A 21,862-nucleotide genomic window follows, 5' to 3' on the forward strand; every position below is an offset into this window, starting at 1 on the left:
CGCCCTGACGAGCCCAGGTTTGATCAATGCCCAGGATACGAGATTTGTTGGTGGTTGGAGACATTCGTGGTTGTCCAAAGGTATTTGAAACGCTTGTTCGCTTCGAACACCGAAATCTGCAACTGGCTGACGTCAGTGGACGCCCGGATCTGAGCGGAGAGGAGCTTCACAACCATCTTTTTAAGGGCGATGGTTTAGAGCGGGCCGTCCAGAGCCTTCGTGAAGAGGGCCCTTCCTGCCTCGGGATAGGTTTCAGCGCCGGTGGGACCGCTTTATGGCATGCCGTCAAGGCGGGTTTGAACTTGCAAGCTCTGATCTGCATTTCTTCGACGAGGCTGCGCTTCGAAGTATATCCGCTCCATATACCGACCTTGGTGATTTGGGGAGAATGCGATCCGAATAGGCCGGATGATACTTGGAACGACGCCGTGCCAAGCTGCTCGCAAACCTATGCTGCCAAGCCGCATGACTTTTATAGTGCTGACATCGCAAATCCTGGATCGGATTTAAGGAAAGATATTGCGGCCTTCATCGAACGCGCGATGTGATCAACCACGGCCGTTCTTCGGACTCAATCCCGCAAGTGCCCAGCAGCCACCGGATCGGGCTCGAGCAGGCTGATGAAGAAGTCTCGTGTTTGCCCTTGAATATGGCCTCGTCGCCGTTGTGGTGTGCGAACGTGATTTCGATCGTGCGGTCGTCGAGCAATTCGGCATGTCTGTCACCTGGGCGGCGGAAACGGCCGAATTCGCATATGCAGCCTTGGATGAATCCGGTTAAATGCGGCCCCCTATAGACCCGCGGCATTCGTCAGATTGACCCCGAATCGGCCACGGCGATGCTGATCGCGGCGGGTCATCTCAGAGCAGCGCGGAACCCCGAGGCCGGTCAGCGATCCCCGGAAAAGCCTCAAATCGATTGATCCTGAAATCGTCGAGAAAGATGTCGGTACCGCCGGTGGTCATCACCTCTGCCATTACGTCGCCGACGCCCGGGCCAAGCTGGAAACCATGGCCGCAGAAGCCGAAGGCATGGAATAGGCCCGGTGTCGTGGCGGAGGGCCCCATCACCGGAAGACCGTCGCCCACATAGCCCTCGCAACCAGACCAGGTCCGGATCACGGCGACATTGGAGAGGGCCGGCAGGATCGGCAGCAAGGCCCGCAGTTGTCCGGGCAGACGCGCCGGATCCGCCTTGGCATGTCCGCTGTCCAGCGAGACGTCGGTCCTCTCCGCCCCGCCGCCAAAGACGATGTTGCCGCGTTCGACCTGGCGCAGGTAGCCGCCGCCATGGTCATGCGCCCACACTCCGACGACCGGCAAGATGCGATAGGGAAGCGGTTCCGTCACCCCCATCTGCGGACCTTTGGCGACGATCGGGACATTCTCGCCGAACTGGGCGGCAATGCGCGCGCCCCAGGCTCCCGCCGTGTTGAGCATTGTCTGCGCAGCGTACGCTCCCCTGGAGGTCTCGATCCTGAAGCCGGAGGCAGACCTCCTGATCGCCGTCACGTCCGCTTCCTCGACGATCTCCGCCCCCAGACGCCTTGCGGCGTCGGCGAAGGCGGGCGCGATCAGGCGGGGATTGCCGCTCCCGTCCTTTGGGGAAAAGGACGCCGCGATCGCTTCAGGGCCAAGGCCCGGAAAGCGGCTGCGGATCTCGGTCGGCCCTAGCTCCTCGAGATCGACGCCCCACGGCCTGGCTGCCTCGGCAAAGGCGCGCATCTCGTTAAGGCCGGCCTGGCTGAAGATCAGCCTCAGGTGGCCGGTGGCACGAAACTCCACGTCCCGGCCCAGCATCTTCGACGCCTCTCCCCACAGCGCCAGCGAACGGCCCGCGAGGCCGAGCTGGGGGATATGGCGGCCGCTGCGGCGGATGTTTCCGAAGGATGCGACCGTCGCCCCGCTGCCGACCCGGTTGCGTTCAAGTAGCGTCACCCGCACGCCGCGCCGGGCGAGAAAATATGCGGAAGCGGCCCCCATCAGGCCGCCGCCCAGAACGATCGCGTCCATCGGTTCCCCGCGTTGCTGAATTGATTTCCAGCCTGCGCGATCCGACGGGAAGAAGTCAAAGTCGAGGTTTTGCCTCGTCCATAAGTCAAGCCTATGGGATGGCCGGATCCGATCTGCATAAGTCGACCTTATGGCTGCTGCCCGTTTCGATCTTGGACCCTGCCGTGCCATTCGTGCCAGCTTTCCGGCATCACGGAGAAAGGGAACCGGAATGGTCAGTATGTCAGCGTCCGCCACGAGCGAACTCGGCCAACAGGACTGGAAGATTGGCGTCGATATCGGCGGAACGTTCATCGATTTCTGCGCTTTGGAGACCCGTTCGGGTCGGATCGCCTCGTTGAAGGTTCTGACGACCCCGGATGATCCGGGCGCCGAACTGATGACGGGCCTCACCCTGCTCGGTGAGAGGGAGGGTCTCGACCCCGCAACTGTCACCCGCTTCGTCCACGGCACCACCGTCGGCATCAACACTGTCATCCAGCGGCGCGGTGTAACGCTCGCACTGCTGACCAATGCGGGCTTTGAGGACGTGATCGAGTTGGCGCGCCTGAGAATGCCCGACGTCTACTCGCTTTTTTGCTCCCGGCCGGACCAGCTTGTCGCGCGCGACATGGTCTTCGGGATCCCAGCTCGCCTGCGGGCGGACGGCAGCGAGGTGGAGGCACCCAATCTGGAAGCGGTCGCAGCGGCCGTCGCAAAGGCGAAGGCCGGCGGCGCTGCCGGCATCGTTGTCTCGTTCCTGCACTCCTGGCGCAACGGTGCCCATGAGGCGGCGGTCAAGCAGGAAATCGCCCGGATCGCTCCCGAGCTCTTCGTCTTCACTTCCTGCGAGGTCTGGCCGGTTATCCGCGAATACGAGCGGACTACCACGGCTATTCTGAACGGTTACGTGCATCCGCGCGTTTCCGGCTATCTGGCGGCGCTCGAGGAAAAGTTGCTCTCGCGGGGCGTGACGGCGCCGGCGCTGCTCACAAAGTCGAACGGCGGCGTTATGAATGCCGACGAGGGCAAGCGGTCCTGCGTGCAGATGCTGCTCTCGGGCACTGCCTCGGGCGTGATCGGCGCGGCCTGGCTCGCCCGCCGGGCCGGCGAGAAGCATATCCTGACCCTCGACATTGGCGGCACCTCGGCCGACTTCGCGCTGATCATCGATGGCGAGCCACAGTTCGGCACCGGCGAACTGATCGGCGAATTCCCTCTGCACATTCCGTCCGTCTCGGTGAGTTCGATCGGCATCGGCGGGGGGTCGATCGCCAGCGTCGATGCGCAGGGCGTCATGAGGGTCGGACCGGAATCGGCGGGCTCGACACCGGGACCTGCCTGCTACGGGCGCGGTGGCATGGAAGCCACGGTCACCGACGCCATGGCCGTCTGCGGGTGGCTCGGCCACAGCCAGATGGCCTATGGACAGCTGCAGATCGATGTCGGCCTGGCCCGCGCGGCGGTCACGCTGCTGGCGGAAAAGATCGGCCGCACGGCAGAGGAAGCCGCCCAGGCCATCCTCGATATCGCCATCTCGGAAATGTTCGTGGAAGTCGAGAAGCTGGCCTCACGAGCCGGCGTCGATCTCAGGGAATTCACGCTGATGCCGTTCGGCGGCGGCGGACCGATGCTCGGGGGATTCCTTGCCCGCGAGTTCAAGATGGCCAGGGTCATCGGCCCGCCGCGGCCCGGCGTCGTCTCGGCGCTCGGCGGCCTCGTGGCCGACCTGCGCGGCGACTTCATCCGCACGGTGTTTACCCATCTCTCCGACGCCGCGGCACCGCAATTGCGCGAGGCGCTGGAGTCGCTTGCGGCGGAGGGGCGCGGCTGGCTCGCCAGGCAGGGCCATGCCGGCGCCGCGACGCTGAATGTCTCTGCCGACATGCGTTATGTCGGCCAGAGCTTCGAGATCGAAGTGCCGATCCAGGCGGCCTGGATCGCCGAGAACAAGCTTGGCTCGATCGAAGAAGCCTTCCACGCCATGCACGCCCGGCTCTACGACTTCCATGATCCGGACGGAGCGATAGAGATCGTCAACCTGCGCCTTTCGGCAATCGGCGCCGGGCCGGCGCTGGAATTCCCGGTCGATACCGGCGAAGGCGGCAAGACGGCGGAGCCGGAGCGTGAGATCCCGGTCTTTACAGGTGAGTCCTTCGAATGGATCGGCCTCTACCGGCGCGAACGTCTGCGACCCGGCAGCCGCTTTGCCGGACCCGCGGTCGTTGCCCAGGAAGATACGACCTTTGCAATCCCGACCGGCACGCATGTCGAAGTCGACCGTCACCTCAACCTGCACCTTACCTTCTCGGAGTAACAGCCCATGTTCGATCCTTTGAACCTTCAGGTGTTCGCCAACCATACGCGGGCTGCCGCCGAGAACATGGCCTATACGTTGCAGCGGACGGCGCATTCCGCCTTCGTCAAGGAGACGGAAGACTTCACGGTCATGCTGATCAACCGCAAGGGCGAGACCTTTGGCGTACCGATGGGGCTGGGCGCAACCTGGTATCCCGGGCTGACCTACACCCGGGCAATCGAGATGATCGACAACTACAAGCCCGGGGATGTCGCTTTCACGAACGATCCCTATTCCTGCTTCGTCGCGACGCATGCGCCGGACACGCATCTGTGGAAGCCGGTGTTCCACGAGGGCGAGATCATCGCCTGGACGGGCGGCCATATCCATAACACCGACATGGGCGGCGCCGTGCCGGCCTCGCTGTCGCGGGCACTGACCGAGATCCATCAGGAAGGTATCCGCTTCCCGCCCATGAAGCTGGTCAACGAAGGGGTTTTCGATGAAGACATCCTGAAGATCATGTCCACCAATGTCCGCAAACCCGATCTCAACATCGGCGACATGAAGGCCCTGGTAGGTGCCCTGAATACAGGGGAGCGGAAGATCCTCGCCATGGTCGAGAAATTCGGCAAGGAGACCTTCCTGGAAGGCACCGAAGTCCTGCTCGACCACGCGGAAGCGCAGGCGCGCGCTCTGCTGCGGTCCATGCCGGACGGAACCTGGGAATTCGTCGACTATGCCGACGAGGATTCCGTCGAAGCCAACCCGTGCCGACTGAAGCTGACGCTGACGATCCGCGGCGATGAGGCGCTCCTCGATTTCACCGGTTCGGACCCGCAGCTCGGCTCTTCGCTCAACGTTCCCTCGGGCGGTGACCCGCGCCACACCATGCTTCTGGTCGGCGTCTACTACGTGCTCTACACGTTGAACCCGAAGATCCTCCTGAACACCGGGCTGACGCGGCCCTTCACCTGCATCACGCCGAAAGGCAGCGTGCTGAACCCGGTCGCACCGGCCGCCGTCGGCATGCGTTCGTTGACCTGCGCCCGCCTGCGTTCGGTCATCTTCGGCGCCTTCAACCAGGCCGTGCCGGAAAAGCTGCCGGCAGCGCCCGCGGGCAACAACTGCATCGTCAACGTGATGACCACGGATGAACGGAACGGCCGCACAGTGATCGCTGCCGTCAATCCGGTGGTCGGCGGTGGCGGCGGCATGCCGCATCGCGATGGGACCAACGGCTCCGGCGCCGATGCGGCCTATCTCAAGAACACGCCGATCGAGATCACCGAGACGGAAGTGCCGATCGAGTTCGTTAAATATGGGCTCGCCAGGGACAGCGGCGGCGCCGGGCGCTGGCGGGGCGGCCTTGCCACCGAAATGGCCTTTCGGGTCTTTTCGCCCGGCAGCCGCATCACCGCCCGCAACCGCGACCGCAGCTTCTTCCGTCCCTGGGGCACGCTGGGCGGCAAGGCTGCTGGCCTGTCGGACATGGTCCTCAATTCCGGCCGTGACGACTACCGGCGTCTCGGCAACATCGACACCGCGATCCTGCAGCCCGGCGACGTCCTGGAAATCCGCTCCGCCGGTGGCGGCGGGCGCGGCAATCCGATCGAGCGCGAGACCTGGCGCGTGGCGCAGGACGTCGCGCGCGGCTACGTCTCACCAGAGGCCGCGGAACGCGACTACGCGGTGGTCATCCGAAACGGCGCGGTGGACGAGGCGGAAACCGAAAAACTCAGGGCGGCCCGCGCAGTATCTTCCGCTCACTTTCACTATGGTCCTGAGCGCGAGGGCTACGAGGCGCAATGGACACCGGCAGCCTACGACCTGTTGACGGACATTCTGCAGGGGCTGCCCATCCACTGGCGCTTCTTCACCAAGACGGAAATCTTCCGCTGCATGAAGGGGCGTGTAGGAGCCGAAGGCGTGGCAGCCGCTTTTGCGGATGTCCGTGCGCGCTTCAGGGACATGCCCGAGCCTGCGCGCGACAGAAAAGAGGCTGCCGAGTGACATCCGTACCGCAGGGCGCCCGGCAGGCAGGGCGAATAGTGCGCCTTGCCGAACAGGGGAGGCTGCAGGTCCGGTTCTGGCTGGACGGTGCCTATTGCGAGGCGCTCGCCGGCGATACGGTGCTGACCGCCGTGCTGGTTTCGGCGCCTGCGGTCCGGCAGTCGGAATTCGGACCGGAGCGGCGGGCGGGCTTCTGTCTGATGGGAGCCTGCCAGGACTGCTGGCTCTGGCAGGAGGACGGGGAGCGGCTTCGCGCCTGTTCGACGCTGATCGCCGATGGTATGCAACTGCGGACCGCGCCGCCTGAGGATTGGCAATGATGGTGCCCGGAGCGGAAACTGTTGTGATTGTCGGTGCCGGTCCGGCCGGCATCCGCGCCGCCGAAACGCTGGTGAATGCCGGAATCCGGCCGGTGGTAATCGACGAGGGCATGAAGGCCGGGGGCCAGATCTATCGTAGGCCACCGGAAGGGTTTACACGGCCGCCCGACAAGCTCTACGGATCCGAAGCCCGCAAGGCTGTCACCCTTCACACGCTGTTCGACCGCATGGTCGCCGCTGGCGAGATCGACTATTACCCACAGAGCTCGGTGCTGGCGATTGCCGGCAATCTCCTGCAGGCGTTAGCCTCCGGCGGCCGCAGGGACTTCAGCTACGACCGCCTCATACTCGCGACCGGTGCCATGGATCGGTTGGCGCCAGTTCCCGGCTGGCAGGCGCCCGGTGTCTACAGCCTCGGGGCCACGCAGATCGCTCTAAAGACCCAGGGTATCGCGCTCGGCCGCCGGATCGTGCTGGCCGGATCCGGCCCACTTCTGACACTGGTCGCAACCCAGTTGCTCAAGGCCGGCGCGGAAATCGCTGCAATCCTTGACACATCCTCGCTCGGCGACCAGATGGCCGGGCTACCAGGCATGATGGTGCGGCCCGGCCTGGTTCTGCGCGGCCTTCTCATGCGCGCGAAACTCGGCCGGCTCTATCACGCCGGTGTCAGGCTTGACGGTATCGAGACGGACGAGCGCGAGCCGGTCGGCATGCGCTGGCGGGACGCGCGCGGCAGAACGCATTTCACAGAATGCGACATGGTCGGGCTCGGGTGGCACCTGCGCGCCGAAACGCAGCTTGCCGGCCTGGCGGGCTGCACATTCGACTATGACGGGAACTGGGCGCAATGGCTGCCGCGCACCGACCGGATGGGCCGTGCCGCCGAAGGGCTCTATCTGGCCGGCGACGGGTTGCGGATCCTGGGCGCGGACGGGGCAGAAGTCGCAGGGCGGCTAGCGGCGGCAGCGTGTCTTGCGGACATGGGCCTGGCGTTGCCGGACGTGGCGGCCGACCTGCGCCGGCTGGATCGTTGTGAGCGCTTTTCCCGCGCCATGGCACGTGCCTTTCCCTGGCCGGGCGAAGCCGTCCGCGCCGTACCGGACGAGACGATCGTCTGCCGTTGCGAAGGCATTACGGCCGGCCAGTTGCGCGAGAGCGTCACCTATGGCGGCGGTGAAGCGAACCGGGTCAAGTCGCTCGCTCGTGTTGGAATGGGGCGCTGCCAGGGGCGCTACTGCCAGCTCGCCGGCGCCGAGTTGATTGCCGGCAAGGCGGGGATCAAAGTCTGCGACGCAGGACGGTTGCGCGAACAGGCACCGGTGAGGCCATTGCCGATCGGCTCATGGGTTCGCGATGCCTGACCGGGTAGCGTCAGGGCGCCTTCGGCATCGAATTTTCTGCATTCAGGACCGCAACGCAGGCCGCACGAAGGTCATCGCGCATGGCGAGATGGCTTCCCGTCAGCGGGCGGTCTCGGCTCGTCAGCAAGGCGATCGGGACGGAAATCTTCTGCTGGAGCGGCCGGCGGACGAGACCGGGAAACTGCTCCCACGGCAGGAGGCCGTCGACGATCGCCACGCCAAAGCCGTCACGCACGAAGGGAAGGGCGGTGATGGAGATGTCGATTTCGATTGCCGGGTTGAATATCTGCTTCTCCGCGGCTGCCGCGGCGACCAGCAGTCGCCCGGGCAAGGTGCCAGCGCGGTACGATATCAACGTCTCGTTCTGGAGGTCGGCAAAGGAGATCTGCTGCAGTTCGGCCAGCGGATGTCGTTCGGGGATGATGCAGACCAGGTCGGTATACCCGAGTGTCTCCACATCGATGCCCGTGCGAGGCTTGTTGTTCATCACGAGGCCGAGCGGCGCGTCGCCGTCGCGGATCATGTCGACGATATTGACCAGCGGGGCGATCAGGGAACGCACGACGATATCGGGATGGGACGCGCGAAACGAGAGGAGCGCCCTCGGCACGATCGACATCGCCGGCGGCGCCGAAGCCGCCACCCGGATCAGCCCGGTACGGCCGAAACGCATATCCGTGGTGTGCCTGCGCAGCGCGCTGAGTTCGGAAAAGATCCGCTCGCATTCCGGATAGAGCTCTTCGGCCTCCCGGGTAGGGATCAGTTTGCCGCGGACTCGGTTGAACAGTTTGAAACCAAGCTGGTCTTCGGCATGCAGCAGGATTTGGCTGAGCGCCGGCTGCGATATGTTGAGCATGGCAGCGGCGCCGGTCACCGTCCCGTTCCGCATGAGCATGCAAAAGACCTCGAGTTGCCGTGCCTGCATTCGGACGTCCTATGGTTCTCGATGGCAGCGCCTATTGTATCGACCCGGAAATCAGAAGTCCGCCACTTTGCCCCAGGCGGATGCTTGGAAACGCTTGGGATGGTAGGGCTCCGGATCGACGATCGGGGCGGCAGCGGTGACGATGTCGGCGATCAGATGACCGGCGCCGGGGCCGATGCCGAAACCATGGCCGCTGAAGCCGGCGGCCAGAATGAAGCCCGGAACGGTTGCCACCTCGCCGATGGCCGGCACCCCGTCGGGGGTTGAATCGATGTACCCGGCCCAGCTTGCAGTGATACGGCGCTCGCCGATCGAGGGCAGGAGTTCGATGGCGCGCTGATGCGTCAGCCTGACCGTTCTGCGGTCGACGGCCGGATCGAGGATGCGCATCTGCTCCATCGGCGTCGGGCGGTCGAGGCGCCAGCCGGCCAGGCTTTCGTGGCCGCTGCGGATGCCCTCGAGGCCTCCCGGCGACAGGCTGCGCCAGCGGCGCATGAACATCGGCAGGAACTGGCCGGCGAAGCGCATGTTCTGGGCCGTGGGATCGACCCGCCCGCGCCCGCTGATGGCCAATGTGTGGCCACCGTCACCCCTCCTGGTCACCGAAACACGGGCCGTGTGAAGGGCATCGGGCAGATCGCCCGGGCCCGGTTCGACCGACAGGATCGAGGAGCGGACCGAGGCCTGTGGAAAACGGATGCCAAGCTGGCGGCAGAAGGACGAGGCCCAGGCCCCGCCGGCGAGGACGGCGATCTTTGTTCTGATCGTGCCATGCTCCGTCACGACTGCCGAAAGCCTGCCGCCTTCCAGTTCGATGCCGCGTGCGGCGCAGTTCTGGTGCACCGTGCCGCCTAGCTTCGCAATGGCCCGGGCCACCGCCGGTGCGGCATTGGCCGGATCGGCGGTACCGTCCGTCGGCGAGAACACGCCGCCCTTCCAGGTGCGGCCGGTCGCCTTGCCGCGCGCGCTGGCCTCGGTGCTGTCGAGCATGCAGGTGGTGACCCCCATCGTGCGGGCAAAGTCCCTCCAACGGGCCCAGCCAGCCAACTCTTCCTCATTGTCGCTCAGATAGAGCAGGCCGCAACGACGGAAGCCCGTATCCTCGCCGCTCTCGGCGGCGAAGCGCTCCCAGAGGTCCAGGCTCTTGGTCGCCATCGGAAGCTCGCGCGCGTCACGGTTTTGCTGGCGGCACCAGCCCCAGTTGCGGCTCGACTGCTCGGCACCCACGCGGCCCTTCTCGACGAGCGCCACCTTCAGGCCTCGCCTGGCCAGGTAATAGGCGGCGAAGACGCCGACGATACCGGCGCCGATAATGACCGCATCCGCAGCCTGCGGCAATCCGGCGTCGGTTTCCACGAGCGCGAGCGGTGCTGGCATGAATTTCAATCTCCTGGGTCGTGACCATGCTTCAGCATAGTGGTGGCGGCCGCGCGGAGGTTGCCGCACACGCCCGCGGGACAGCACAAGATTCCGCTGGTGGCCGATGATCCAGCTTATTGTGCCGGTCGTTCTTGCGCAGAATGAAATAGACAAGAAAAGCCAGAGTGTTAAAGTCCGATCCGGAAAATTTGCGGCATAAAATGCTACAAGCCACCGGCGGCCGCAGGAGGTGTCAGCACGTGAAGCTCGACCGTATCGACATCAAGATCCTCTACGAACTTCAAAAGAACGGCCGCATCACCAATGTCGAGCTCGCCGAACTGGTCAATCTGTCGCCCAGCCCCTGCCTGATGCGCGTCAAGAAGCTCCAGCATGAGGGTTACATTGAAGGGTATTCCGCCCAGATCAATATCGGCAAGCTTGGCCAGACACTGACCGTCTTCACCGAGGTCACACTGAAAAATCACCGGCAGATCGACTTCGCGCGCTTTCTTGCGGCGGTCGAAAAAGTCGATCAGGTGATCGAGTGTCACCTGGTGTCGGGCGGTTATGACTACATGCTCAAATTCGTCACCGCCGGCATCGGCGAATATCAGACGATCATGGAGCGGCTGACCGATATGGACATCGGTATCGACAAGTATTTCAGCTTCGTCGTCCTGAAGTCGCCCATCGTCAAGGCGCACATGCCGCTCACCAGTCTGTTCATGGTATAGCGGGCGGCTGCGTGGCCTGCCGCGTCGGCCGAAGATGTTGTCTGATGTTCTGCCTGCGCGGACGCGTCATCTGTTGCAAGGCGCGGATACCCGCTCACCCATGCACATAGGTTTTGACGAGTTCGGGGTCGCGTTCCAGGCTGTCGAGCCAGCTGGGGTCGAGCTTCGGAACGGATGAGAACAGCAGTTGCGAATAGGGATGCTGCGGAACCTTCGAACGTGCGGGCGTGATTTCCTCGACCTTGCGACCGTTGTACATCACGACGATCTCGTCGCAGATGGCTTCGACGACCGAGAGATCGTGGCTGATGAAGATGTAGGACAGCGAAAGTTCCCGCTGCATCTCCTTCAGCAGATCGATGACGGCGGCTGCCACGACCGTGTCGAGGGCTGAGGTGATCTCGTCGCAGACGATCAGCTTCGGCTCAGCGGCGAGAGCCCGCGCGAAGTTGACCCGCTGCTTCTGTCCGCCTGAGAGCTCGGCCGGCGTGCGGCTGCGAAGGGACTTCGGCAGGCGAACCATGTCCAGCAGTTCGTCGATCCGCGCATCCCGGGCCTTGCCCTTCATGCGATGGTAGAACTTGAGCGGACGACCGAGGATCTCCTCGATCGACTTGGCAGGATTGAGCGAAGTGTCCGCATGTTGAAAGACGATCTGCAACTCGCGCAGCTGTTCCCGGCTTCTTTGCCGGGCGGATCGGGCGAGTTCGCGTCCGTCGAGGGTCAGTTTTCCCGCCGATGCAGGCAGGATCCCGGCAATCGAGCGCGCAAGCGTGGACTTGCCGCAACCGGATTCGCCGATAATTCCGAGGTTCCGGCCTTTCTCCAGGGAAAGACTTGCTTCCTGCACGGCTTTGACGAGCGGCAGACCGTCAGCCTGGGTCGGGCCGTAGCCGGCGATCAGACCGCTCACCTGGAGGAGCGGCCTGCTTTCCGCCACGGCAAGGACGCTTTCGCCGCGAGCCTTGGGTTCAAAGGCCGAAAGCAGTTCGCGCGTGTAGGGATGCCTGGCGTTTGACAAGATGGCGGCGGTATCCCCGACCTCCTGGACCTCGCCACCGCGCAGCACGACGATGCGGTCCGCGATCTGGGCCACGACTGCGAGATCGTGCGATACATAGACGCCTGCGATGCCGCTTTTCTTCATCACCGCCTTGAAAGCGCGCAGCACCTCGATCTGGGTCGTCACGTCGAGCGCGGTGGTCGGCTCGTCGAAGATGACGAGCTTCGGATCGGCAATCAGGGCCATCGCCGCGGCGAGGCGTTGCAACTGGCCGCCGGAAACCTGGTGGGGATAGCGGTTGCCGATTCCTTCGGGATCCGGCAGCGACAGCGCCCTGAACAGTGATATGGCCTTCTCCCTGGCTTGGGCCAGCGGCATCAGGCGGTGGATACGGGTGACCTCGACAACCTGGTCGATGAGGCGCTTGGAGGGATTGAAAGCGGCAGCGGCCGACTGCGGCACATAGGAGACCTCCAGGCCGCGGACCTGCGCGCGCTGGCGCTCGCTCAGCGCCACCATGTTCTTGCCGGCGACAGTGACGCTGCCGCCCGATATCCTGCATCCCGGGCGGGCATAGCCCATGATCGTCAAGGCGATCGTCGTCTTCCCCGATCCGCTTTCCCCGATCAGGGCGACGATCTCGCCAGGTGCTATGTCGAGATCGATACCCTTGATGATCTCGAGGCGGCGTCCGGCGTCTGTGGTCGCCTCCACCTTCAGGTCGCGGATTTCAACGAGATTTTCCATTCAGGCGCTCCGATCGCGGATCTTTTTCGGCAGATTGTCGATCAGCAGGTTGACGCTGATTGTGAGGCTCGCAATCGCCAGCGAGGGGATGATCACGGCAGGTGCGCCAAACGGCAGACCGCCGATATTCTCGTGAACCAGCGCGCCCCAATCCGCATAGGGCGGCTGCACGCCGAGGCCGAGGAAGGAAAGCCCGGAGAGAAGCAGAACGATGAAGACGAAGCGGATACCGAAATCGGCGAGCAGCGGGCCGATGATGTTCGGCAGGATTTCCGAAAAGACGATGTAGAAGATGCCCTCGCCACGCGTGCGGGCGACGGTAATGTAGTCCATCGTGTTGACGTTGACGGCCAGCGATCGGGCGAAACGATAGGCGCCGGGCGTATAGATCACCGCCAGCATGGCAACCAGAACGCCCAGCGAAGAACCCACGGCGGCGGCGATCACCAGACCGGAAAGCTTGCTCGGAATGGAGTTGAGCGCATCGAGCAGCCGGCTTAGCACCGTATCGAACCAGCCGCCGATGACAGCGGCCGCCATGCCGAGCGCTGCGCCGCTGAAACAGGCGAGGCAGACGGCGGCAAGCGAGATGCCGACGGTATAGCGGGAGCCCATGATGATGCGCGACAGCATGTCACGGCCCAGATAGTCGGAACCGAGCAGGAGCGTGTCGCTCATCGGGCCGAAATAATCCTCGTCGACGATTTCGCCGACTGGATAGGGGACGATATGGGGTGCCAGGAGGGCGACGACCGCCCAAAAGAGAATGATCGAAAGGCCGATCATTCCAACCCAACTGAACCGATAGCTCGGTCTGCGTGACAGGGCGGTGGATGTGGTCATGGTCATGGTCAACGCACCCTCGGATTGGCCAGGATTGCAACGATGTCGGCGAAGGTGATGAGCGTGAGATAGCCGACACAGAAGATGATGGCGCAGGACTGGATCAGTGGCAGATCACGCGTGGAGACGCCGTCGACCATGAGCTTCGCAATGCCTGGATAGTTGAAGATCGTCTCGACGATGATGACGCCACCGACCAGGTAGGAGAGGGACAGTGCGATCGCATTGGCGATCGGGCCGACCGCGTTCGGCAGGGCATGCAGCAGGACCGCCCGCCAGCGTGATGCGCCCTTGAGGATCGCCGCCTCCACGTAGGGCGTGTTGATCGTGTCGATGACGGCGGCGCGGGTCATGCGGATCATCTGGGCGGAGACGACGAAGGTCAGGGTGATGACCGGCATGGCATAGATCTTCAGGACCTGTGCGAAGGACGTCGCGTCACTGGCGAAAGACAGCGCCGGCAGCCATTTGAGATAGACGGAAAACAGCAGCACCGCCGAGGTGGCGATCATGAATTCGGGAACCGAAATGATGCCGATCGTCAGCACGGTCACGACACGGTCGTAGACGGAGCCGCGAAACATGGCAGCGGTGATCCCGAGAGCAAGCGACAGCGGCACGGCAAAAAAGGTCGTGATGCCTGCAAGACGCATCGTGTTGACGAAGCGCGTGCCGATTAGCTCCGCGACGGGGACATTGTTGACATAGGACGTTCCCAGATCTCCCTGCAGCAGGCCGAGCAGCCATCGCGCAAAACGCATAAAAGCAGGCTCGTCGAGATGCATTGCGGCCCTGAGGCCGGCTACAGCTTCCGGTGTCGCGGCCTGGCCAAGCAGGATCGTTGCGGTGTCGCCGGGCAGCATTGCCGTGGCGAAGAAAACCGCGAAGGAGACGATCAGCAGCGTCAGGGCGGAACTACCGAGCCTGTTGGCGATGAGTCCGAGGACATAAGTGCGCAATATGGTTTCCCTGCCTGAAGAATTGGAAATCGCCGGCAACATCCGCGGACAAGGCGGAAGGTGCTGTCAGGCGTCGCTTCGGCGACAGGAAAGACATCCCCTGCCGCCGACGATCAGCCTCAGGCGTCAAGCCAGACGTATTCGGCAAACGCGTAGCCCATCATGCCGCCAAGCGGATTGGCTTCGAGGCCCTTCAGGTTCGCCGAGATCGCATCCACGTTCGAGATGAAGACCGGGATGACGGTGCCGGCTTCCTCGGAAATCATGACCTGCATCTGGCCGTAGATTTCCTTTCGCTTGGCTTCGTCGAGAAGACCACGCGCTTCCACCAGCATCTTATCGAATTTTTCCGACTTGTACTGGCTTTCATTCCACGGTGCGTTGGAGGCGTAGAGAAGCGAGAACAGGATGTCCGGCGTCGGCCTCGGGTTGATGTTGCCGAAGTGAACCGGTGACTTGAGCCAGTAGTTCGACCAGTAACCGTCGGAAGGAACGCGCTGCACGTCGAAGTTCATGCCGATCTCGGCGCCAGACTGCTGGACGATCGTCGCCATTTCCACCGCCGACGTCGGCGCCTCCGAAGTGATCATCGGGATCGACTGGCCGAGCAGGCCGGACTTCTGGAAATGGAACTTCGCTTTTTCCGGGTCAAAGACTTTCGGCTTGAGTTCCGCATTGTGATAGATGCTGGCCGGAGGGACCGGCTGGTCGTTGGCGATCTCCGCCAGACCGCGCAGCACGGATTTCTGGATCTGCTGGCGGTTGATCAGATGCTTCATGCCCATGACGAAATCGGCCTTGTCGCCTGGGGCGAGGTCGAGGCGGACGTTCAGGTCGGTATAGTTGCCCGACGTCGTCTGCGACAATGCAAAGCCGGGCTGACTTTCCACCAGCTTCATCGAGCGTGGCTTGATCGAGGCAGCCAGATGGATGTCGCCGGAAAGTAGGGCGTTGACGCGCGCATTGTCGTCGGTGATGGCAAAGAACTCGAACGAGTCGACATGCGGGCCGCCGGCCTTGAAGTAGTTGGGATTCTTGCTGAAGATCGATTTGACGCCAGGCTCGAACGTTTCCATCTTGAACGCGCCGGTGCCGATGCCCTTGGAAAAGTCAGTCGTGCCGTCCGCGACGATCATGAAGTGGTGCATGGCCAGGATGGTCGGCAGGTCGGCGTTCGGATTGGCAAGCGTGATTTCCACCGTGAGCGGGTCGAGAGCCTTGACGTCGGTGATCTGCTTGGCAATCGCATTGACCTTGGAGCCGACGGCCGGATCCAGATGCCGCTTGAGCGAGAAGACGACGTCGTTCGACGACAGGGATTTGCCGTCGTGGAAGGTGACCCCGGAACGGAGCTTGACGGTCCAGACCTTGGCGTCGGCGCTCTTGATACTTTCGGCGAGTTCCATCTGCACGGTGCCGCCCTGATCGAGGAACGTCAGGCGATTGTAGAGTGCGCAGCAACGGACGTAGTCAGTCGACAGCGACGCCTTGGCCGGGTCGAGCGTGTCGGCGGTGGACGACGACCAGCCTGCCGCCTTCAGGTTCCCGCCCGATTTGGGGGTGGCAGCCACTGCGTTGGTCGCGCGCCCCAGCACGAGGCCGCCCGCTGAAAGCGCAACGCCCCCCGCCAACAACATCGTCAGCAGCTCGCGGCGGGTCGCGCCCCGGCGAATGGCATTCTCGACCATGGCATCGTCAGATGCGGTCCAGTTCGTGATCTTGTCGTTCATTTCATTCCCCTTTTTGCTGGTTGGCGGGCGACCCATCTTCCGTGGTTTGGCCCGATGCTAGAAAATCCTGAATCCCGTCAGTTTCCGTGTGCTGTCTGTACAGCCTCGACCAGTCCGGCCATCGACATGAAATGATAGTCAGGCCTGGTGAACTCGGCCGGTTCGATGGTGCCGCCATAGCCCGGCTGCGCGTGGCGCCGCTGGATCCAGCAATTGGTCATGCCGAGATCACGGGAAACGCCGATGTCGTGATACTGGCTCTGGGCCACGTGCAGGATGTCGTCCTTGCTCGCGCCTTCACGCGAAACGAAGTCGAAGACCTGATGAAAGAAGGCGGGGTCCGGCTTTTCCGTGCCGGTGTCGTCAGCGGTGAGCGCGGCATAGAAGGGATTGCCGAGCGCGTTCGAGAAGTGCTCGAAGGCCCAGCGACGGGCATTGGTCATGGCAATCAGGCGATAGTTCCTTGCAAGCTCCGCCATCGCCTCGACACTGTCGGGAAAGGCCTTCCAGGTTTTGGCGGAATCGCGCAGGCGAATGCCATAGGCCTCTTCAGCCGGCAAGCCGAGCTGCGGCGCGATGGCCAGATAGACGCGCACCAGATCGTCGGGAAAGAGATCGGCGTCGTCGCAATACCGTGCGGCGCGATAGAGCGAGAGCGCCTCTTCGCCGTTGATCTCGACGCCGGCTTCCGTGGCGATCTCCTGCAGGCAGGACTTGAGACCGCCCTCGAAATCGATAAGCGTGCCGACCACGTCGAAGGTCATGTACTTGAATTCCGGCAGAGATTTTATCAATTCCATATCCCCAGTTAAGTCGCAGGTGATGCGCAACGGCAGCCCGGCGGAAGAATATGCTGTCCCCGGCCTCGGCGTATTTTCAAGAAGATCCCCGGATTTCCCGGGGTTTGAGGCCTTTATTGGCTACGATAGTGCCACTTGGCCCGAACCGTTTGCGCCGAATTGCCCGGGCGCTACGGCACATAATTCCGAAATTTCGGGCCGCTGCGATATTTCGGCCAGCTGGGGCCTCAAACGGCTCAGCTCTTGATGGCGCGACGGACATCGGGATCCTCCAAGGTCTGGTCCAGCGTCTTTGCCGTACGCTCGATAATCGCATCGATATCGTCATCCGAGCAGCACAGCGGAGGCGCGTACCCCATCACGCCGTTGGCGAAGGCGCGGATGATGAGGCCGTTGTCCCAGGCGCGATCGAAGACGCGGCGAGCCGGCGCGGCGTCCGCCGGAAGCGGCGTCTTGGCGGCTTTGTCGGTGACGAGTTCGATCGCCGCCAGCATGCCGCGGCCCCGGACATCACCGACCAGCGGATGGGCCTTCAGGCTTTCCAGGCCGGCCATCAGACGGGCGCCGGCCCTGATGCCGTTTTCCAATAGGCCGCCCTCATAAAGCCTGAGCACCTCGAGACCGACGGCGGCACTGACCGGGTGAGCCGAATAGGTATAGCCGTGCCCGACTGCGGATGCGCCTGCGCCGTCGGCGATCACCTGATAGACATGATCGGCCATGAATACGGCGCCCATGGGAACATAGCCGGAGGTCAGGCCCTTGGCCGTGGTCATGAAATCCGGGACGATGTCGTCCTCGGTGCAAGCAAACAGCGGGCCGGTTCGGCCGAAACCGGTGATCACCTCGTCGGCGACGAAAAGGATGCCGTATTCCCTGCAAAGGTTGCGCATGGCCTTCATCCAACCCTTGGGTGGAACGATTACGCCACCCGACCCCTGGATAGGCTCGGCGTAGAAGGCAGCGACGCGATCGGCGCCGATTGCCTCGACCTTTTCTTTCAGCGCGGCGAGCGACGCGTCGATGATCGCCTGCGGATCCTCGCCTGCCGGGTTGCGGTAGGGGTAGGGCGAGGGGATCTTATGCTGCCACTCGAAGGGAATACCGAAACCGGCATGGAAGCTCGGCAGCGCCGTGAGGCCGGCACCGACCGTCGACGAGCCATGGTAGCCCTGTTCGATCGAGATGAACTGGTCGCGCTGGGGCTGGCCTTTGGCGATCCAATAGTAGCGGATGAAACGAATGGTGCTGTCGACGGCATCCGAGCCGCCGAGCGTGAAGTAGACATGGTCAAGATCGCCAGGGGCGCGTTCGGCAAGTTCGGCAGCAAGCCGGATGGCCGGCTCGGAGCCCAAGCCAAAGTAGGCGGTCGCGTAGGGAAGCTCGCGCATCTGGCGTGCCGCCGCCTCGACAATCGTGTCATGGCCGTAGCCGGCGTTGACACACCAGAGGCCGGCGAAGCCGTCCACCAGTTGGCGTCCTTGTGCGTCGGTGACGGTTGCACCCCTGGCGGAAGCGAGAACGCGTACCCCCTGCTGTTCATGGACGCGATAGGAGGCGACGGGATGAACGAGATGGGCGCGATCGAGTTCGATGAGGGAATTGCTGAACATGGTGTCTCCGGATCAGCCGAGGGCCTGGTTGGCCAGGGCAAAGGTATGAACAGTCGATTCGGCAGGGCGGGCGGGCAGGGCGCGCGCCATGGCGACGCCACCGCCGACATGAGCGAGAGAGCAGTCGATGAGCCAGGGGGCGAGGCCGGTGCCGGCGCCGGTGTCGACCCTGAGAAAGGCACCGGTGCGGCGGCTCATGAAATGCGCGATAAGCGCCTTGGCGTCGTCGATGCCTGTGGCGACGACCGGCCCGACGACCTCGCCGCGACCGAAAGCCCGGATGCAGGCGAAGCCGGCGATCCTGGCATCGCGGCCCAGGACGGCGAACTCGCCGATTTCGGCCAGCCTTGCGATCAGTGCCGAACGGTCGGCGCCGAAGGCTTCGCGGTCGAGCGCGATGATCGCGGCGAGATCCCCGGGGGTCGCGGTTTGCGTACCCTCGGGCGCCGCCACGTCGCCGACGATGCCCTGGTGTTGCAGGATGGCGCCGGTTTCCCGGAACCCCAGTTTCTCATAGAGAGGCAGGCCCTCGACCGTGGCGACGAGGCGAAGGGACCGTTCGCCGGCGAGGCTGAGCGCCGCGTCCATCAGATGGCGGCCGACGCCCCGGCCACGCATGCGCGCATCGACGATCACCATGTTGATCGCGGCACAGTCATTGCCGTAGGGCGTCATGAGAGCCGTGCCGACCACCTTGCCGGTCTCGTTCACAGCGACGACGCCCTGGCTGAGATCAAGCATGGTCTGCCAATCCTGCAAGCGGTGCGGCCAGCCGGCCTGGCGCGACAGGTCGACGGCATCATCCAGGTGCTCGATGGCGAAAGATCTGGTTTCGATGTCCCCGACGTGCATGACAGTGCTCTCCGTTTCTGCCCAGAGTTTCGAGGTGAAAGAGCCGGACGATTATCCGAAGGCGGTGCTGGTGGCGGTATCTTTCGCCAAAGCGACGGCATGGTTCCGCATCTTATGCCGTGCGTCGGCGATCAGGCGCCGGGACGAGCCGCCACATCGCCGGCCACGTCGGCCGCCGTCTGCAACCAAATGCCAAAGCGGCGGCACGATACGGAACTTTCTGCTTCGGATTCCGGCAAATCAGTCGGCTCTGATGCCGGAAGCGGTCTTATGATCGTGTTCTCACCCGAAAGGCTCGATGGGCCATCACGCAAGGACGAAGCGCATGACTACCTTCCGCCCGAAATACATCACCTTCGATTGCCACGGAACGCTCATCAATTTCCAGATGGCCGAAGCTGCCCGCGACCTCTACGGTGATCGTCTCGACGAGCCGCGCATGCTGCAGTTCATCAAGAACTTCGCGGCCTACCGGCTGGACGAGATCATGGGGGATTGGAAACCCTATGCCGACGTCGTCCACAATTCGCTGGAGCGGACCTGCAAGCGAAACGGCGTCGCCTTCAAGGACGAAGATGCCAGGATGGTCTATGAGCGGGTACCGACCTGGGGTCCCCATGCGGACGTTCCGGCGGGTCTGGCCAAGGTTGCCAAGGAAATCCCGCTCGTCATCCTGTCCAATGCGATGAACGACCAGATTCCCTCCAACGTCGCCAAACTCGGCGCCCCTTTCCATGCCGTCTACACGGCCGAGCAGGCCAACGCCTACAAGCCGCGCTTCCAGGCCTTCGAATACATGTTCGACATGCTTGGCTGTGGTCCGGAGGACATCCTGCATTGCTCCTCGTCCTTCCGCTACGATCTGATGTCCGCCCACGACCTCGGCATAAAGAACAAGGTCTGGGTCAATCGTGGTCACGAGCCGGCCAATCCCTTCTATGGCTATGAGGAAATCTCCGACATTTCTGGCCTGCCGGGCGTCGTCGGTCTCTGAGGAAAGGCCGAAGCCGATGAAATACGTCTCCTACTGGCACGACACCGCGCCCCGTTTTGCGAGCGCCGTCTCGGGTCCGATCGAAGGTCATTACGACGTTGCCGTGGTCGGCGGCGGCTTTACCGGGCTCGGCGCGGCGCGGCAGCTCGCCATGGCCGGCGCGAAAGTTATCGTGCTGGAGGCCGAGACGGTCGGCTTCGGGGCTTCCGGTCGCAACGGCGGACATCTGAACAACGGCCTGGCCCATAGCTATCTTGCCGCCAAGCGTGAACTCGGCAAGGAGCGGGCGATCGCTCTCTACAAGGCACTCGACGATTCGATCGACACGCTGGAGGCGATCATCGCCGAGGAAGGTATCGACTGCGACTTTCGCCGTGCCGGCAAGCTCAAGCTCGCATCGAAGCCGCAGCATTTCGAGGGACTGGCCAGGAATTTCGAGGCGGTTCATGCGGAGGTCGATCCGGACACGGCGCTGCTGTCGCCCGATGATCTCAAACGCGAAATCGGTTCGCCCTTCCACGGCGCCATGCTGTCGAAGAAGAGTGCGATGATGCACATGGGGCGCTATGTCGTCGGCCTCGCCGAGGCGGCAAGGCGGCGCGGCGCGATCATTGCCGAGAAGGCGACGGTCATCGACATTTCGAAGGCGGGCGCCCGGCATGTATTGAAGACCGCGAGGGGCACCGTGACGGCTGACAACGTCATGATGGCAAGCGGTGCCTATACGACGCCGAACTTCGGCTACTTCCGCCGCCGGATCATGGCGGTCGGCAGCTTCATCATCGCCACGCGGCCGCTCACCGACCAGGAGATCGCCGCGACGATGCCGGGCAATCGCACCTGCGTCAACAGCATGAACATCGGCAACTACTGGCGCCTGTCGCCGGATAACCGACTGATCTTCGGGGGGCGGGCCCGGTTCTCGGCGACGTCGGACCAGCGTTCGGATGCCAGGAGCGGCACCATCCTTCGCGACAGCCTCAGCCGCATCTTTCCGCAACTGTCGAATGTCGAGATCGGCTATTGCTGGGGTGGCCTCGTGGATATCACGAAGGATCGCTACCCTCGGGCGGGCTACCATGACGGACTATGGTACGCCATGGGCTATTCCGGGCACGGCGCACAGCTTTCGACCCATCTCGGCATGGCGATTGCCGACGCGATCCTCGGTCGGCCTGACCGAAATCCGGTGAAGGGCCTCGAATGGCCGGCGGTGCCGGGTCATTTCGGCAAGCCCTGGTTCCTGCCGCTGGTCGGGCTCTACTACAGGATGCTCGACAAGATCCAATAACCGCGGAGCGTGCTTCGCAGGG

The 21,862-nt window shown here is 63.4% G+C and carries 19 protein-coding genes; 9 read left to right on the forward strand and 10 right to left on the reverse strand.

The window, feature by feature from the left end; translation table 11 throughout:
• Positions 1–50 precede the first annotated feature (50 nt).
• Positions 51–548 carry an alpha/beta hydrolase gene (locus AC1Z3V_RS07400; protein ID WP_483498120.1) on the forward strand — a complete coding sequence of 166 codons (498 nt, stop codon included), beginning with the start codon at positions 51–53 and terminating at the stop codon, positions 546–548.
• 85 nt (positions 549–633) lie between these two features.
• Positions 634–780: a hypothetical protein gene (locus tag AC1Z3V_RS07405; RefSeq protein WP_483498121.1), complete on the forward strand. Its 147-nt coding sequence runs from the start codon at positions 634–636 to the stop codon at positions 778–780.
• Between the two features lie 80 nt (positions 781–860).
• On the opposite strand, the gene AC1Z3V_RS07410 is transcribed toward AC1Z3V_RS07405, so the two are convergent.
• A complete protein-coding gene (locus AC1Z3V_RS07410) occupies positions 861–2,012 on the reverse strand; it encodes an NAD(P)/FAD-dependent oxidoreductase (protein WP_483498122.1) in 1,152 nt (383 codons plus the stop codon).
• A 211-nt stretch (positions 2,013–2,223) separates the two neighbouring features.
• On the opposite strand from AC1Z3V_RS07410, the gene AC1Z3V_RS07415 reads away from it, so the two are divergent.
• From AC1Z3V_RS07415 to AC1Z3V_RS07430, 4 genes are read left to right on the forward strand one after another with little or no spacing between them, the layout of a single operon-like run.
• Positions 2,224–4,308 (forward strand): hydantoinase/oxoprolinase family protein, encoded by a 2,085-nt coding sequence (locus AC1Z3V_RS07415; RefSeq protein ID WP_483498123.1) that lies wholly within the window; start codon positions 2,224–2,226, stop codon positions 4,306–4,308.
• Positions 4,309–4,314: 6 nt separating this feature from the next.
• Positions 4,315–6,303: a hydantoinase B/oxoprolinase family protein gene (locus AC1Z3V_RS07420; protein WP_483498124.1), complete on the forward strand. Its 1,989-nt coding sequence runs from the start codon at positions 4,315–4,317 to the stop codon at positions 6,301–6,303.
• Positions 6,300–6,623, forward strand: a complete 324-nt coding sequence (locus AC1Z3V_RS07425) for a (2Fe-2S)-binding protein (protein ID WP_483498125.1) — start codon at positions 6,300–6,302, stop codon at positions 6,621–6,623. Before AC1Z3V_RS07420 ends, AC1Z3V_RS07425 begins: the two co-directional genes overlap by 4 nt.
• The gene (locus AC1Z3V_RS07430; RefSeq protein WP_483498126.1) at positions 6,620–7,987 is read left to right on the forward strand and encodes an FAD/NAD(P)-dependent oxidoreductase; all 1,368 of its coding nucleotides are present in this window, start codon (positions 6,620–6,622) and stop codon (positions 7,985–7,987) included. The genes AC1Z3V_RS07425 and AC1Z3V_RS07430 overlap by 4 nt, the downstream gene beginning before the upstream one ends.
• Positions 7,988–7,997: 10 nt before the next feature.
• On the opposite strand, the gene AC1Z3V_RS07435 is transcribed toward AC1Z3V_RS07430, so the two are convergent.
• Together AC1Z3V_RS07435 and AC1Z3V_RS07440 are read right to left on the reverse strand one after the other, a co-directional pair.
• A complete protein-coding gene (locus tag AC1Z3V_RS07435; protein ID WP_483498127.1) occupies positions 7,998–8,912 on the reverse strand; it encodes a LysR family transcriptional regulator in 915 nt (304 codons plus the stop codon).
• 51 nt (positions 8,913–8,963) lie between these two features.
• Positions 8,964–10,289, reverse strand: coding sequence for an NAD(P)/FAD-dependent oxidoreductase (locus tag AC1Z3V_RS07440; RefSeq protein ID WP_483498128.1), 1,326 nt, complete (start codon positions 10,287–10,289; stop codon positions 8,964–8,966).
• A gap of 242 nt (positions 10,290–10,531) precedes the next feature.
• Here AC1Z3V_RS07440 and AC1Z3V_RS07445 point away from each other — a divergent pair, with 242 nt between their 5' ends.
• Positions 10,532–11,008, forward strand: coding sequence for an Lrp/AsnC family transcriptional regulator (locus tag AC1Z3V_RS07445; RefSeq protein WP_483498129.1), 477 nt, complete (start codon positions 10,532–10,534; stop codon positions 11,006–11,008).
• A gap of 94 nt (positions 11,009–11,102) precedes the next feature.
• On the opposite strand, the gene AC1Z3V_RS07450 is transcribed toward AC1Z3V_RS07445, so the two are convergent.
• From AC1Z3V_RS07450 to AC1Z3V_RS07480, 7 genes are all read right to left on the reverse strand, one after another.
• Positions 11,103–12,758, reverse strand: coding sequence for an ABC transporter ATP-binding protein (locus AC1Z3V_RS07450; RefSeq protein WP_483498130.1), 1,656 nt, complete (start codon positions 12,756–12,758; stop codon positions 11,103–11,105).
• Positions 12,759–13,607 (reverse strand): ABC transporter permease, encoded by an 849-nt coding sequence (locus AC1Z3V_RS07455; protein ID WP_483498131.1) that lies wholly within the window; start codon positions 13,605–13,607, stop codon positions 12,759–12,761. It lies immediately after the preceding gene.
• A 2-nt stretch (positions 13,608–13,609) separates the two neighbouring features.
• Entirely contained in the window at positions 13,610–14,560 is a 951-nt protein-coding gene (locus tag AC1Z3V_RS07460; protein WP_483498132.1) for an ABC transporter permease, read from the reverse strand.
• 119 nt (positions 14,561–14,679) lie between these two features.
• Entirely contained in the window at positions 14,680–16,290 is a 1,611-nt protein-coding gene (locus AC1Z3V_RS07465; protein ID WP_483498133.1) for an ABC transporter substrate-binding protein, read from the reverse strand.
• Positions 16,291–16,367: 77 nt separating this feature from the next.
• Positions 16,368–17,084, reverse strand: a complete 717-nt coding sequence (locus tag AC1Z3V_RS07470) for an HAD-IA family hydrolase (protein ID WP_483498134.1) — start codon at positions 17,082–17,084, stop codon at positions 16,368–16,370.
• A gap of 242 nt (positions 17,085–17,326) precedes the next feature.
• A complete protein-coding gene (locus tag AC1Z3V_RS07475; RefSeq protein ID WP_483498135.1) occupies positions 17,327–18,703 on the reverse strand; it encodes an aminotransferase class III-fold pyridoxal phosphate-dependent enzyme in 1,377 nt (458 codons plus the stop codon).
• Between the two features lie 12 nt (positions 18,704–18,715).
• Positions 18,716–19,555 (reverse strand): GNAT family N-acetyltransferase, encoded by an 840-nt coding sequence (locus tag AC1Z3V_RS07480; RefSeq protein WP_483498136.1) that lies wholly within the window; start codon positions 19,553–19,555, stop codon positions 18,716–18,718.
• Between the two features lie 325 nt (positions 19,556–19,880).
• Here AC1Z3V_RS07480 and AC1Z3V_RS07485 point away from each other — a divergent pair, with 325 nt between their 5' ends.
• Both AC1Z3V_RS07485 and AC1Z3V_RS07490 read left to right on the forward strand, forming a co-directional pair.
• On the forward strand, positions 19,881–20,549 hold the full coding sequence (locus AC1Z3V_RS07485; protein ID WP_483498137.1) for a haloacid dehalogenase type II: 669 nt from the start codon (positions 19,881–19,883) through the stop codon (positions 20,547–20,549).
• Positions 20,550–20,565: 16 nt separating this feature from the next.
• Positions 20,566–21,840, forward strand: coding sequence for an NAD(P)/FAD-dependent oxidoreductase (locus AC1Z3V_RS07490; RefSeq protein WP_483498138.1), 1,275 nt, complete (start codon positions 20,566–20,568; stop codon positions 21,838–21,840).
• Positions 21,841–21,862 lie beyond the last annotated feature (22 nt).

The sequence above is a fragment of the Ensifer sp. 38_S197 genome (genome assembly GCF_056924495.1).

Bases quoted from the DNA above. Each gene is read 5' to 3' on its own strand.
- AC1Z3V_RS07410 (WP_483498122.1), bottom strand. From the start codon at position 2,012: ATGGACGCGATCGTTCTGGGCGGCGGCCTGATGGGGGCCGCTTCCGCA.
- AC1Z3V_RS07415 (WP_483498123.1), top strand. From the start codon at position 2,224: ATGGTCAGTATGTCAGCGTCCGCCACGAGCGAACTCGGCCAACAGGAC.
- AC1Z3V_RS07420 (WP_483498124.1), top strand. From the start codon at position 4,315: ATGTTCGATCCTTTGAACCTTCAGGTGTTCGCCAACCATACGCGGGCT.
- AC1Z3V_RS07430 (WP_483498126.1), top strand. From the start codon at position 6,620: ATGATGGTGCCCGGAGCGGAAACTGTTGTGATTGTCGGTGCCGGTCCG.
- AC1Z3V_RS07435 (WP_483498127.1), bottom strand. From the start codon at position 8,912: ATGCAGGCACGGCAACTCGAGGTCTTTTGCATGCTCATGCGGAACGGG.
- AC1Z3V_RS07440 (WP_483498128.1), bottom strand. From the start codon at position 10,289: ATGCCAGCACCGCTCGCGCTCGTGGAAACCGACGCCGGATTGCCGCAG.
- AC1Z3V_RS07450 (WP_483498130.1), bottom strand. From the start codon at position 12,758: ATGGAAAATCTCGTTGAAATCCGCGACCTGAAGGTGGAGGCGACCACA.
- AC1Z3V_RS07455 (WP_483498131.1), bottom strand. From the start codon at position 13,607: ATGACCATGACCACATCCACCGCCCTGTCACGCAGACCGAGCTATCGG.
- AC1Z3V_RS07465 (WP_483498133.1), bottom strand. From the start codon at position 16,290: ATGAACGACAAGATCACGAACTGGACCGCATCTGACGATGCCATGGTC.
- AC1Z3V_RS07475 (WP_483498135.1), bottom strand. From the start codon at position 18,703: ATGTTCAGCAATTCCCTCATCGAACTCGATCGCGCCCATCTCGTTCAT.
- AC1Z3V_RS07480 (WP_483498136.1), bottom strand. From the start codon at position 19,555: ATGCACGTCGGGGACATCGAAACCAGATCTTTCGCCATCGAGCACCTG.
- AC1Z3V_RS07485 (WP_483498137.1), top strand. From the start codon at position 19,881: ATGACTACCTTCCGCCCGAAATACATCACCTTCGATTGCCACGGAACG.
- AC1Z3V_RS07490 (WP_483498138.1), top strand. From the start codon at position 20,566: ATGAAATACGTCTCCTACTGGCACGACACCGCGCCCCGTTTTGCGAGC.